A 13,818-nucleotide genomic window follows, 5' to 3' on the forward strand; every position below is an offset into this window, starting at 1 on the left:
GGTTCATCAATGGTTTTTCAAGAATGTGTTGTGGATTATTTGCTTTTGTTACCCCTTACTTAGTTGCTCCTGATCGTATCCAGACGTCTATGTTTGGCTTTGCGGGAATCGTTTTAGTAGCAACAATTGCTGGAGTAATCATGATGCGTCTACAGAAAAAATACCCAGTGATTGATCCGGTGGATAAAGAGTTGGCTGAAGGAAAAATGACTGCATCGTTCACCAAGTAAAGAAGAGGAGAAAGCAAAATGGCATTTACTTTTCAAATCAATCAAGATGTGCGTTGGGAAAAGGACGAGGCACTGTTAACCAAAGCACAACAACATGTACCAAATCTCCTGAAAACGAAGATCGAACCAGTAGCAATCACTGAAGTCGTTGAAGACCCACATGGTTTGAATGGGTATTCAGCAATTAACAGTGACAAAGAAATCACACAACTAGCTGATTATACTTTAAAAAGGGATGAAGCGATTATCTTAGATTTAGGGGATCATTATGTTGGGCATTTTAGTCTGTCCATTGACTCGGTTGGTTCGCCAATGGATGCGCCCTTATATTTACAACTGAAATTTGCAGAAGTACCCGCTGAACTTGCGGCAGATTCTAGCGCATATGATGGTTGGTTGTCAAAGTCTTGGATTCAAGAAGAATTTATCCATCTAGATGTTTTACCGGCACGTTTAGAATTACCAAGAAGATATAGCTGTCGTTATATTGAGCTAAAGGTGTTAGATACTTCACCCAAGTGGCAAGCTAGTTTTTCTGATCCGCTTTTTATCGCAGAAAGTTGTGTGTCACTCGACCAATTACCAAAGCCTGTGATCGCTGATGAAGAACTTACTTCCATCTACCAAGTTTCTGTTAAAACATTATTTGATTGCATGCAAGAAGTCTTTGAAGATGGGCCCAAACGAGATCGCCGATTATGGATTGGTGATTTACGTTTACAAGCGTTAGCGAATTATGTGACTTTCGGTGATTTAGCTTTAACGAAACGTTGTCTTTATTTATTTGGTGGGATGACGACCAGTGAAGGGAAGATTCCAGCCAATGTTTTCACAGCCCCGCAATTGACGCCAGATGATACGTTTTTATTCGACTATAGTTTGTTTTTTGCAGTGATCTTAGCTGATTTTTACCATCAGACGAAAGATTCAGTTGTCTTGCAGGATTTATATCCAGTAGCGAAAAAGCAGATGGAACTAGCACTGACATGTGTCGATGAAGAGGGACGCCTGAATTTGTTAGAAGAGTGGCCAGTATTTATTGACTGGTCGAATGAGTTTGAAAAGAGTACAGCAGGGCAAGCAGTGTTGATCTATGCGATGAAACGATTCAACCAGTTGGCAGAACAAATGAAAGATCCACAACTGAGTCATTACCAAGAAACAACAGAGAAACTGATTGCGTTTGCGAAGCAACAATTATTTGATGAAGAACAAAAGCAGTTTATTATTGAAACAACCGGAGAAATCAATGTGGCGAGTCAAGTTTGGATGGTTTTAGCAGAGGTCTTTGATCAACCAATGAATCGAGAAATTTTGGAGACGATGATTGCTCATCATTTTCCGATCACAGGGATTGCTACACCTTATATGTATCATCATGTAGTCGAAGCGTTATTTGTAGCTGGACTTCAAGAAGAAGCTATCCAGTTAATGAAAAACTATTGGGGCAAAATGATTCAGCTGGGAGCAGACACTTTTTGGGAAGCTTTTAAACCAGAAGAACCAGATTTTTCTCCTTATGGCAGCCCGATCATCAGTAGTTATTGCCATGCGTGGAGCTGTACGCCAGCGTACTTGATCGAAAAATATCTAAATTGAAAAAGCAGTCAGTTACTTTACATTGTCAACTGAAAAAAAGACAGTTGGATCGTTAAGTAATGATTCACTGATTCATCCTAGACATAAGCAAAAAATCTCAAAACCATTTTTGCGGTTTTGAGATTTTTTGCTGTAGTATGAAACGGACGAGCAGTTTATCCGTATAATCAAAGGTTTATCGCTTACGAGAAGACTTGTACGTTTTTTGGGGGGAGTCCATGCGTTCCATATAATAGGATTAGGTGTTCCAATTATATGGCTTTGTTAGGATGTCGGTTCCTTTAGATGTAAAATATCTTCCCAAAAGTGAAAGTATTGATCGGTCAATTGGATTTCAACGATGTCCACCCAATGAATCAATTGCTCATCTAAGGAAAATCCTTTTTCTGTCATGTCTCGTTGGACAAATCCTCGATAAGTGTTGTTATCCTTACAGCGGACAATGATTTCTTGTTTGGCAATAAACGCAGTGATAGCGATCGTTTCAAAATGTTGATGGACTGTTTTCAAAAAATCACTTCTTTCTGGTTTAATGAAATAGGCATTTTATGCTGATCAATGACAAAACGCTACTCTTCTTCAGGAAAACTTTGGTAAAATTCATCTTTGATCGGAACGATCTCTTCGTTAAGACTTCGGTTACTTAACGTTTCATGTTGTGTGACTGACTGGGGAAAATAGGAAACATCAAACCACTTATCTTCCTGTTTTATTTGAACATGTCGGACGTCACACCAGTGAACGGTCTGTTCTTCAAGGATAAAATAGTCGTGATAAGCTTCACCAGTAAAGAAACCCTCGATGCTATCTAAGTAGCGGCCAAATTCATCTTTGGTATTTAATTGCAGACTTACTTTTTTATGGTAAAGAAAAGCCTCTAATAAAACACTATCCATTTCTTCTCGAGACATTTGTTCCAACGGACGAATCTCTTTCACTGCCCACGCTTCATTTTTTTTGATCCCAGTGACTAGCTCTTCCATAGCGAATGCGGTGCCCCATTTTAATCCGAATGGGCGATCTCGGTATTCATTGTAGTCGAGAAATTCTTTTTTTGTTCGACGCATAGCCCTCACCTTCAATACCGGCATGACCACCAGCGTGTCCGCCAACGAGTGAACTCCTTGCGATCGCACGGCCACCTTCTAATAAGCTATGGGCATGGACAATTGCACTGAACCCATATTTTTGGCGAATACGATCAACGACAAAATCGATTTTGGCATCGTTGACTTGTTCATCGGGATCTGCAAATAGATTCAATTGCAGACTGTCTGTGTAAATTAGTTTGGAGCAGTTGACACCGACACTGCGAATGTCTTGATGCTGGTAATGTTTACGAAAAAGATTCAATAAAATGAGACTGAGTTCATGACTAGAATTTGTCGGCTCCACTTTTAGTTGTTGATGAAATCCAGTTTTCCCTAGACGATCTCGATAACCTAAAGAGTAGCCCATCCACAAGCTAACAACTTGCGCTTTCGCATGTTCACGCCGCAGACGAGTTCCGACTTGATCAGCCATTTCTTTAAGAACGATTTCAAGTTCTTCACGCCTTGTATAATCACGATTCAAAATTTGACTATTCCCAATACTTTTTGATTTGGGGGTATAGTCTTCTCCTAAAAAACTTCGATCAATTCCCCAAGCATGGGCAAAAAGCTGGGTGCCAATCACTCCGAATTTTTCTTTTAATTGGTAATAATCCGCATGAGCTAAATCATAAACAGAATGAATCCCCAGTCGTTTGAGCCGTTTCGCTGTCTGATGACCAATTCCCCAAAAATCGGTGAGAGAAGGAATACGCCAAACATTGTCTGCTACATCTGCATAGCGCCATTCGGCCATTCGCTCTTTTCCTTTAGAACCGTTATCCAACGCTAACTTAGCTAGTAGTGGGTTATCACCAATCCCAATAGTTGTATGGATTCCTGTTTGTTGGTAGACATCCCGGTAGATGATTTCAGCTAATTCCCAAGCACTTTTGACTTTAAAAAGTTTCAAGCTGTTGGTGACATCAAGAAAGCTTTCATCAACAGAATAGACATGGTGATTCTCTTCATCCACGTACTTTTTATAAATAGCATTTATTTCGGTATTTTTTTTCATGTAGTAAGCCATTCGTGGAGGGACCATATAAAGATCGTCGGGATAGGGAAAGGGTAAATCCCTTGCTCGACTGATATTTGTAATATGATAGGCTTTTTTTGCAGCTGGACTAGCAGCTAAGATCAAGCCACTACCTCGTTCATCGGTTTTCCCTGACGGATAGGACATGACGACGAGTTTGGTTGTTAGAGGATCTAAATGACGTTCGGCACACTCAACAGAAGCATAAAACGACTTACAATCGATGCAAAGAATATCTCTCGAAGGTTCTTTTGTGTAATCAAAGACTGGATTTTGATTTCGAATCATATTCGCCACCTCTTCCTATTGATTAGAACACATGTTCGCGTTTTGTGTCAACGAAAAAACGTGATGGAATGGGTAAAAAAATAATAGAAAAGAAGACATTTGTCTTTTTATCGTTTAGAGAAATAGGTAGTATCTGGAGCAAAATTAAATTGAAAGAAAAAATTGCTAGATGACCTCCTCGTTTAATAAAAAATGTTATTTTATTTTTTGCTGATCAGAAAGTCATTAATAAGTTTTACTCTCAAAAAAAGAATGAGCCTAGGTATACTCATCGTTAGAATGGTAAAAAAGATTTGCTTTGAAATTATCGTGTAAAAGTGCACAAAATCGTTTATAATGAATCCGATCGAATGAGAACGATTCTCAATGAAGGAGGAAGTAAAATGAGAGAAATCGATTTTTCCAAAACATTATTTGAATTAGTTACTGAATATCCAGAAGTCAAACAAATCCTGTCAGAGCTAGGATTTAATGCCATCAACCAACCTGGGATGTTGCAAACTGCTGGTCGCTATATGACGATTCCTAAAGGGTCTCAAATGAAAAAAATTCCTTTAGAACAAATTGTTACTGCTTTTGAAACATCAGGATTTATTGTGAAAGGATTGGTAAAATGAAACCCACGAATCAACGACAAGAACGGATTGTTGAAATCCTGTCACTTTTACATAAAGGTGGTTCTTTTGAAGAAGCAAAACGATTGTTCAATGAAGAATTTGAGGGAGTCGATGTTACAGAAATCACTGCTGCGGAAAAAGCATTGATTCAAAGCGGTCTTGATCCGTCAGAAATCCAAAAGTTATGTAATATCCATGCAGCTGTTTTTAAAGGAGCGATCAATGAGATCCATCATTCCAATTATGAACACGCACAACCAGGACACCCGATCCATACCTTAAAGTTAGAAAACCAAGTGTTGCAGTCGTTACTGACGGATGAAATTGACGGGTTATTGGCAAAAATGGCTAAAGGAGATTGGTCACAAAAGGAACGATTGCAACACGCTTTGACTGATTTATTGCAGATCGACAAGCATTATGCACGAAAAGAAACGTTGATCTTTTCTTATATGGAAAAATACGGAATCTCAGCCCCACCTAAAGTGATGTGGGGTGTAGATGATGATATCCGTGAAATGATCAAAGCGCTGAATGCTTATTTAGCTACAGACAAAGCGGCTTATAATCCGCTATCCGAAAAATGGGAAGCAGTAAAAACAGAAGTTGAAGAGATGATTTTTAAGGAAGAGGAGATCATGGTACCCATGACCTTAGATGTGTTTAGCCTTAAAGATTGGGCACAAATCGCTCATGACAGCTTTGATATCGGTTTTGCGTTTATCCCTGAACCACTTCCATGGAAGCCAAGCCAAGAATCACTCGAAAAAGAAAGCGAACGGGAACCAGCTCGTCAATTAGCCATTAAAAAAGCTAAAGAAACGACCGATGGTATTGCTGCTGGTCTTGGGATCGAAGAGTTTACGTCAGAGGCAGTTCAAGACGAAACAGCACCTATGACTGATTTAGTTGTGCAATTTCCGACAGGAGCGTTACAGTTGGAGCAATTAGTTGCCTTGTTTCAAGTGTTGCCTGTGGATTTGACATTTGTTGATCATGAGGATCGGGTTCGTTTCTTCTCAGAAGGAAAGAAACGGGTCTTTCCAAGAACTACTTCTGTCATTGGTCGTGAAGTCGTCAACTGTCATCCACCAAAAAGCATGCATCTTGTCCAACAAATACTTGACGATTTCCGTACAGGAACAAGGGATTCAGCAGAATTTTGGATTGATATGAGAGGACGGAAAATTTATATTCGCTACTTTGCTTTAAAAAATGAGACAGGTGATTATCTTGGGTGCTTAGAAGTCACGCAAGATATTACTGAGATCCAAAAGTTAGACGGACAAAAACGATTGTAAGAGCGGGCAAATTTCAAAATAAAGAACAATTTCAGCTCACTTTTGGGCTCGTTTGATTATAGAAGTAGAAGCCGGACATGCTGTTGATACTTTTCTATGGTATTTTCAGCATTCTCCTGCGACTATTTAGTGGGTAAATTGGAGTTTTTATCAGGTAAAAGCCCTTTTTTCATACCCTTTGATCATTTTATTCAAGAAATTGTTTGACTTCTTTCAAAAACATCTCTATACTTAAACTCAATCTTATATCAGTTTGGAGCGATTATTATGAAAATCACACATAGTTCACAACTGAATAATTATTACTTTAGCTATTTTAGATAAGTTTGTATTCATACGATTATGGGTGCAAACATCAGCGTTTGTTTGTATCTATGATGGCTAAGGATGTTTGAGATGACTTGCTCGCCGCATAGATGAAAAATCTATAGTGGCTTTTTTATTTGATTGATTCAGGGGCTCACTGTAGATGGATTTTCTACGGTGGGCTTTTTTTGTTACATAAAGGGGGAACTAAACGCATTCAAACAAGGTATAAGCAAAGTAACGATTGATTTGCAAGAATTTATGTAATCCAATCAAACAGCGAGGAAATCGATGAAGCGAAACACAAAATAAAAAACAAAGGGAGTTATTGTATGATTCTAATCATTAAACCAGGTATCCAAGAAAGTGAGTTAACACAAGTGATTGAACGTATTAAAGAAGAAGGGCTAGATGTACAGATCAACCATGGTAAAGATCGTTTTGTCTTAGGGATTTTAGGAGATCCAAAGGTAATTCGGGATGTTCCGTTTGAACGCTACGATATCGTAGAACGTGCCGTACCGATTACCAATACGTACAAATTGACGTCACGAGAATTTCATCCTCAAGATACGATCGTTGATGTAGCTGGAGTGAAAATCGGTGATGGGAGTTTTGTGACAATGGCTGGTCCTTGTTCTGTCGAAGGGGAAGAGCAAATCATGGAGACAGCACGAATGGCTAAGGCTGGTGGTGCTAAAATCTTACGTGGTGGTGCCTACAAACCAAGAACGTCACCATACGCTTTCCAAGGATTAGGTGAAGAAGGGTTGAAAATGATGCGTAAAGCTGCGGATCATTATGACTTGAAAGTGATTACCGAAGTGATGGATGAAGCGCATATCGATGTGGTCAGTGAATACGCAGATATCATTCAAATCGGCGCACGAAATATGCAAAATTTCCGTTTATTAGAAGCTGTAGGACGAACAGGAAAACCAATTGGCTTAAAACGTGGCATCTCAGGTACGATCGAAGAGTGGTTAAATGCCGCTGAATACATTGCAGTTCAAAACAATTCAAACATCATCTTCATTGAACGCGGAATCCGCACTTACGAAACAGCTACTAGAAATACATTCGATCTAAGTGCCGTACCACTGATCAAAAAATTAAGTCATTTCCCGATCATCGTTGACCCAAGTCATGGAACGGGTGTCTGGGACTTAGTGACACCAATGGCACGAGCAGGTGTTGCTAGTGGGGCAGATGGAATGATTGTAGAGATCCATCCTGATCCGATTCATGCTTGGTCTGATGGACAGCAGTCATTGAATGAGAAAAACTACCTGAAAATGATGAATGAAGTGGACATCTTAGTAGAAGCGATGAAGAAAATAAACGCTTTATAGAGAGGAGAAACACGGATGTTAGAAGTTGTCTTACCCGAAAAAAGCTATGAGATCATCATCCAGCGAAACGCACTAGATCAAGTCGCAGATTGGCTTTCCGGTTTATGGCAAGAAAAGAAAATTGCGATCATTAGTGATGAAAATGTCTTTCCGCTTTATGGTCAAAAGATACAACAACAATTAGCCGATCGGTATGAGGTTGTGAATTATGTTATTCCGGCTGGCGAAGAAAGTAAATCACTGTCGATGGCTGCTAAATTATATGATTTTCTAGCCACTGAACAATTGACGAGAAGTGATGGCATTATTGCTCTAGGTGGCGGTGTTGTAGGCGATTTAGCTGGTTTTGTGGCATCAACTTACATGAGAGGAATTTCTTTTGTACAGATTCCTACCTCCTTATTGGCACAAGTAGACTCAAGCATAGGTGGCAAAACAGCAGTCAATGCACCAAACGCTAAAAATATGATTGGCACATTTGCACAGCCAGACGGTGTGTTGATTGATCCAGAAACGCTGACGACATTACCAGTAAAAAGGATCCAAGAAGGAATTGCAGAAATCATCAAGTGTGGTGCGATCAAGGATGAAAGTCTTTGGAGAGAGTTAGCTCGTTTTATTGATGTAGCTGATTTAGTAGCACATAGCGAGCTAGTGATCGAAAAAGCTTTACGTGTAAAAAAAGAAGTGGTAGAAGAAGATCAATTTGATCAAGGCAGTCGTTTGTTCCTCAACTTTGGTCACACGATCGGACACGCTATCGAGCAAACAGCAGGATATGGACAGATTAGTCATGGAGAAGCAGTGGCGATCGGCATGGTACAAATCAGTCGGAATGCTGAAAAAAGGAAAGAAATACCTGAAGGAACGACGCAACAACTTATCAAGATGATCCAAAAGTATCAGTTGCCCATTTCTTACGAACCATGGGATGAACAGGCGTTGTTCCAGGCGATCACTCATGATAAAAAAGCCCGGGGAAAACAGTTGAAAATTATTTTATTAGAAAAAATCGGTCAGGCAAAAATCCAATCGATCACAATCGAAGCAATCAAAAATTATTTAGAAGAAGGTGAGTAAATGCGTTACTTAACAGCAGGAGAATCACATGGGCCTAATTTGACAGCGATTATTGAAGGAGTTCCAGCAGGCTTAACCTTATCGATTGAGGCAATCAATCAAGAATTAGCTAGACGACAAGGTGGTTATGGTCGAGGTGGGCGCATGAAGATTGAAAAAGATCAAGTGACAATCACATCGGGTATTCGTCACGGCAAAACATTAGGCTCACCGATCACAATGACTGTCACGAACAAAGATTGGAAGAACTGGCAAACGGTGATGTCAGTTACTCCAGTTTCTGAAAAAGAAGAAAATCTACGACGAGTGGCTAAACCAAGACCAGGTCATGCCGATTTAGTTGGTGGTATTAAGTATCAACACCATGATCTTAGAAATGTATTAGAGCGTTCTTCCGCAAGAGAAACGACGATGCGAGTAGCAATCGGGGCACTAGCAAAACAGATTTTAGCTGCTTTAGATATAGAGATTGCTAGTCATGTAGCGATTCTTGGAGGAATCAAAGCGAATGTGCCAGAGAATTTGACCGTGACAGAAATCAAAGAAAAGACGACTATCTCCGAAGTGAACATGGTAGATCTAATGATTGAAGAGGAAGTAAAAGCCTTGATCGATGCTACTAAAAAAGCAGGAGACACTTTGGGAGGTGTAGTGGAAGTTCGGGTCGAAAATGTGCCAGCAGGGTTAGGGAGCTATGTACAGTGGGATAAAAAATTAGACGGTAAGTTAGCTCAAGCGATGTTAAGCATCAATGCTTTTAAGGGAGTCGAATTTGGAATTGGGTTTGAAGCTGCTTCGTTACCAGGATCACAGGTGATGGATGAAATCACTTGGGACGAAAGCGGCTATCACCGAGCAAGTAATCATTTAGGTGGCTTTGAAGGTGGAATGACCAACGGAGAACAGATTATTGTTCGGGGCGTGATGAAACCAATTCCTACTTTATATAAACCTCTCATGAGCGTGAACATCGATACTAAAGAACCTTATAAAGCTAGTGTGGAACGTTCCGATAGTACGGCAGTTCCAGCAGCTTCAGTCGTCGCAGAGCATGTGATTGCGACCACTCTTGTTCGCGAGATACTTGAGCATTTTCCAGCAGATAATATGCAAGAATTAAAAAAAGCCGTTGCAAATCACCGCCAAATGACCAAAGAATTCTAATCGGAGGTAGCGATGAAAAAAAAGGTGTTTGTCATAGGATTGGGTCTGATTGGCGCTTCCTTATGCCGAGCGATCAAAGGGTCAGCAATTACCCTTTATGGCTGGGATCATTCAGAAGAAACAAGAGAAATAGCGGAAAAAACACAGTTAGTCGATCAGGTTGTCACAGGGATCGAGGCAGCTAGTCAAATGGATGTGATTATCCTTGCCGTTCCAGTTCAAGTTAGCTTGGAGTATCTCAACTGTTTGGCGACACTTCCCTTGAAAGAAACAGTATTAGTAAGTGATACCGGAAGTACGAAAGCGACGATAATGGCGCTAGCGAAGCAACTCCCATTTGATTTTATTGGTGGGCATCCGATGGCTGGTTCACATAAATCAGGAGTAAAAGCAGGCAATCCGTATTTATTTGAAGAAGCGTATTATATCGTAACGGATGACTGTCAAAGTGAACATACAGAAGAACTGATCGCTTTACTACGTCCTACTCGAGCAAAGTTTGTTCGCTTAACTGCCAAAGATCACGATGAGATCGTTGGGGTGCTAAGTCATTTGCCACATATTGTCGCTTCAGGATTAGTACAAATCAGTGAGCAGCTGAATCAAAAATATCCACGTGCCTCACAATTAGCCGCTGGCGGATTCCGGGATATTACACGGATTGCTTCATCAGATCCCCAAATGTGGACGGATATTTTAATGACGAACCAAGAAATGATGATTCAGTTGATGGAAGACTGGCAAGGCGCAATGGAAACGTTAAAACAGGAACTGATTGATCAAAACCAATCGGCAATTCAAGAGTTCTTTGTGCAGGCAAAACAAACACGGGATCAGTTGCCCCGGAAAAAACAAGGAGCGATTCCAGCTTTTTATGATTTATATGTCGATATTCCCGATATCGCTGGTGCTGTCGCAAAAGTTACTAACGTACTAAGTCAGGCAAATCTTTCCATTATTAATTTGAGCATCCAAGAAACAAGAGAAGATATTTTTGGTGTGTTAGAGTTGTCTTTTAAAAATCAAGCGGATTTACTTAAAGGACAGAAGCTGATCGAAGCCGAAAAATTTCATTGTTGGATAAGGAGTTGAAGTCATGAAACTATTGACAGCTAAAAATGGGATCAATGGAGAATTAGTGATTCCTGCTGATAAATCGATTTCCCATCGCAGCATCATGTTTGGTGCGATCAGCAAAGGAACTACGATCGTCAACAATTTTTTAAAAGCTGAAGATTGTTTAAGTACGATTGCAGTTTTTAAGCAATTAGGGGTACGTATTACCGAAAAAAATGAACAAATCATGATTGAAGGAAAAGGATTTGAAGGATTAACAGCACCATCTTCTAGGCTAGATGCAGGAAATTCTGGCACAACGATGCGCTTAGTATTAGGAATTTTAGCAGGCTGTCCATTTACTTCTGAGATTGCAGGGGATGCTTCTTTGAATCGCCGTCCGATGGAACGTGTGATGAAGCCATTGCGTGAGATGGGTGCTGATTTACAAGGAACGGCCGAAGCTGAATTTCCTCCACTAAAAGTAACTGGAAATACATTGCACGGGATCGAGTATCACATGCCCATTGCTAGTGCGCAAGTGAAGTCTGCTATCCTTTTTGCAGCTTTACAAGCCGAAGGGACCACTAAAATCATCGAGAAAGAACAGTCAAGGAACCATACCGAAGAGATGATCAAACAATTCGGTGGGAAGATCCAAGTGGAAGGAAAAGAAATTATAGTCACTGGACCACAGCAGTTGATCGGACAAGAAGTCACTGTCCCAGGGGATATTTCTTCGGCTGCGTTTTATCTCGTCGCAGCAAGTATTTTAGCAAACAGTGAAGTCCTCTTAAAACAAGTAGGAATCAATCCGACACGGACAGGGATTCTCGATGTGTTGATGCAAATGGGTGCTAATATTGAAGAAAGACAGCTGGATGAGCAAAATCAAGCAGCAGATTTGATTGTCCGTTCTGCGCAACTCCATGCTTGTGAGATCCAGGGAGAAATCATCCCACGCTTGATTGATGAGTTACCAATCATTGCATTAGCTGCTACTCAAGCAACAGGCACAACCATCATTCGTGATGCTCAGGAATTAAAAGTCAAAGAAACGAATCGGATTGATGCAACTGCGGAAGAATTAACGAAAATGGGTGCGAACATTGAACCGACAGAAGATGGTTTGATTATTCACGGACCAACATCTTTACATGGAGCGACAGTGGATAGCCATGGGGACCATCGAATTGGGATGATGTTACAAATCGCCGCTTTACTAACCGCAGAACCTGTCGAACTACTCAATCCTGAAGCAGTCAATATTTCATATCCTGAATTTTTTACGGATCTAGCCAAATTGGTTCAGGAGGACCCATCATGACGTCACTTGTATTGATCGGTTTTATGGGCGCTGGTAAGACGACGATCAGTAAAAAATTAGCGGCTCGATTGGATCAACCAGTCATCGATATGGATGACTATTTAGTTCAACAATTAGGCTGTTCCATTGAGCAATACTTTGCTACCTTCGGAGAAGCCGCGTTTCGCGACCACGAAACCGCTCTTTTAAAAACAATTTTACAAAAAAAGGCAGTGATCGCTACTGGTGGCGGGGTTGTCTTACAGAAAGAAAATCAGGAACTATTAAAACAGCAACAAGTCATTTATTTAAAAGGAGAAGCCGATATCTTGATCGAACGGATACGACAAGATCAAACAAATATTCGACCGTTAGCGTTAAAGAATAGTGACACAAAACTACGTGAGATCATGTGGGAACGGGAAAAAATATACAAAAGTTTAGCAAAAATCACGATAGATACGTCTAAGAAATCGCCAGACGAAATTATCACAGAAATCATAAAGTGGGTAGAAAATAATGATGAAAATTGGGTATCTAGGTCCTAAAGGTTCCTTTACTTATAGTGCAGCCACACGTTATTTCAAACAAGGTACTTTTCTTTCTTATGATTCCTTGATTGATTTGATCGAGGCACAATTAGAAAAAGAGATTACTTATGCAATGGTGCCGATCGAAAATACGATTGAAGGTTCTGTTTTGCCAACACTTGATCATGTGTATGAGACATTACCTTCTATTCAAGGAGAAATCGTTCTGCCGATCCGACAACAATTGATGGTCCATCCGACCCAACAAGCCAACTGGCGAAATATCACAAAGATTTGTAGTCATCCGCAAGCATTAGCCCAATCACAACTTTTTCTACGGGCAAATTTTCCAAAGGTCGAGATTGAACAAGTAGGTTCCACTGCCCAAGGAGCCCGGCAAGTAGCAACCCATCCAGAAGAATGTCTAGGTGCGATCGGCTCCAAAGAAGCTGCAAACGAATTTGGGTTGACCATCGTGCAATCAGATATCCAGTCCATTGCAACTAATGAGACCCGTTTTTGGGTTCTAAGTGCCGCGCCTGTTGATGCAAAATTACAAAAAAACAGTCATAAAGCGACATTCTTTGTGGATTTGCCAGAAAATAAACCTGGGGCGCTTTATCAAGTTCTTTCGGTCTTTGCTAATAATCAAGTGAATTTAACAAAAATCGAATCACGCCCACAAAAAACGCGGTTAGGCGAATACTTTTTTGTTATCGATGTTGCTATCGATGACAAGATCGACAAGGTGAATGAGCTGATGGAAGTGCTAAAAGAGCAAGGCTATCCTACGCATTTGGTTGGTTGTTATCCGGTTTATCACATCGATGAATGACTAAAAGCAACAAGATGGACGGAG

The 13,818-nt window shown here is 40.4% G+C and carries 13 protein-coding genes and 1 pseudogene; 11 read left to right on the plus strand and 3 right to left on the minus strand.

The genetic code is table 11. The features are described from left to right. Together AB3I42_RS00005 and AB3I42_RS00010 are read left to right on the plus strand one after the other, a co-directional pair. Positions 1-230: pseudogene (locus AB3I42_RS00005) on the plus strand (MFS transporter); the annotation flags it as partial. Between the two features lie 18 nt (positions 231-248). Next, positions 249-1,829 (plus strand): family 78 glycoside hydrolase catalytic domain, encoded by a 1,581-nt coding sequence (locus AB3I42_RS00010; RefSeq protein WP_131773264.1) that lies wholly within the window; start codon positions 249-251, stop codon positions 1,827-1,829. 264 nt (positions 1,830-2,093) lie between these two features. Here the strand turns inward: AB3I42_RS00010 and AB3I42_RS00015 are convergent, their stop codons facing one another. Genes AB3I42_RS00015 through AB3I42_RS00025 form a run of 3 tightly spaced genes read right to left on the minus strand, consistent with a single transcriptional unit; the run spans position 2,094 to position 4,247 of the window. Beyond that, positions 2,094-2,339, minus strand: a complete 246-nt coding sequence (locus AB3I42_RS00015; protein WP_010720185.1) for a hypothetical protein — start codon at positions 2,337-2,339, stop codon at positions 2,094-2,096. 59 nt (positions 2,340-2,398) lie between these two features. Continuing rightward, the gene (locus AB3I42_RS00020; RefSeq protein WP_010738529.1) at positions 2,399-2,896 is read right to left on the minus strand and encodes a hypothetical protein; all 498 of its coding nucleotides are present in this window, start codon (positions 2,894-2,896) and stop codon (positions 2,399-2,401) included. Next, positions 2,859-4,247 (minus strand): Y-family DNA polymerase, encoded by a 1,389-nt coding sequence (locus tag AB3I42_RS00025; protein ID WP_010738528.1) that lies wholly within the window; start codon positions 4,245-4,247, stop codon positions 2,859-2,861. Before AB3I42_RS00025 ends, AB3I42_RS00020 begins: the two co-directional genes overlap by 38 nt. Positions 4,248-4,630: 383 nt before the next feature. Here AB3I42_RS00025 and AB3I42_RS00030 point away from each other — a divergent pair, with 383 nt between their 5' ends. From AB3I42_RS00030 to pheA, 9 genes are all read left to right on the plus strand, one after another. Next, positions 4,631-4,864 carry a DUF1858 domain-containing protein gene (locus AB3I42_RS00030; RefSeq protein ID WP_368022181.1) on the plus strand — a complete coding sequence of 78 codons (234 nt, stop codon included), beginning with the start codon at positions 4,631-4,633 and terminating at the stop codon, positions 4,862-4,864. Continuing rightward, the gene (locus tag AB3I42_RS00035) at positions 4,861-6,165 is read left to right on the plus strand and encodes a DUF438 domain-containing protein (protein ID WP_081123483.1); all 1,305 of its coding nucleotides are present in this window, start codon (positions 4,861-4,863) and stop codon (positions 6,163-6,165) included. Before AB3I42_RS00030 ends, AB3I42_RS00035 begins: the two co-directional genes overlap by 4 nt. 638 nt (positions 6,166-6,803) lie before the next feature. Next, positions 6,804-7,823 carry a 3-deoxy-7-phosphoheptulonate synthase gene (gene aroF, locus AB3I42_RS00040; protein WP_368022182.1) on the plus strand — a complete coding sequence of 340 codons (1,020 nt, stop codon included), beginning with the start codon at positions 6,804-6,806 and terminating at the stop codon, positions 7,821-7,823. Positions 7,824-7,838: 15 nt separating this feature from the next. Further along, complete coding sequence (gene aroB, locus AB3I42_RS00045; protein ID WP_181914654.1) at positions 7,839-8,903, plus strand: 3-dehydroquinate synthase; 1,065 nt, start codon at positions 7,839-7,841, stop codon at positions 8,901-8,903. Beyond that, on the plus strand, positions 8,904-10,067 hold the full coding sequence (gene aroC, locus AB3I42_RS00050; RefSeq protein ID WP_088745419.1) for a chorismate synthase: 1,164 nt from the start codon (positions 8,904-8,906) through the stop codon (positions 10,065-10,067). A gap of 12 nt (positions 10,068-10,079) precedes the next feature. After that, the gene (locus AB3I42_RS00055; RefSeq protein WP_181914653.1) at positions 10,080-11,159 is read left to right on the plus strand and encodes a prephenate dehydrogenase; all 1,080 of its coding nucleotides are present in this window, start codon (positions 10,080-10,082) and stop codon (positions 11,157-11,159) included. A gap of 4 nt (positions 11,160-11,163) precedes the next feature. Beyond that, positions 11,164-12,450: a 3-phosphoshikimate 1-carboxyvinyltransferase gene (gene aroA / locus AB3I42_RS00060; protein ID WP_010738521.1), complete on the plus strand. Its 1,287-nt coding sequence runs from the start codon at positions 11,164-11,166 to the stop codon at positions 12,448-12,450. Further along, positions 12,447-12,977, plus strand: coding sequence for a shikimate kinase (locus AB3I42_RS00065; RefSeq protein ID WP_010720175.1), 531 nt, complete (start codon positions 12,447-12,449; stop codon positions 12,975-12,977). The genes aroA and AB3I42_RS00065 overlap by 4 nt, the downstream gene beginning before the upstream one ends. Continuing rightward, positions 12,949-13,794 carry a prephenate dehydratase gene (gene pheA / locus AB3I42_RS00070; RefSeq protein ID WP_081123486.1) on the plus strand — a complete coding sequence of 282 codons (846 nt, stop codon included), beginning with the start codon at positions 12,949-12,951 and terminating at the stop codon, positions 13,792-13,794. The genes AB3I42_RS00065 and pheA overlap by 29 nt, the downstream gene beginning before the upstream one ends. Positions 13,795-13,818 lie beyond the last annotated feature (24 nt).

Origin of the sequence: Enterococcus sp. C53 (assembly GCF_040887425.1) — a bacterium.
GTDB lineage: Bacteria > Bacillota > Bacilli > Lactobacillales > Enterococcaceae > Enterococcus_B > Enterococcus_B hirae.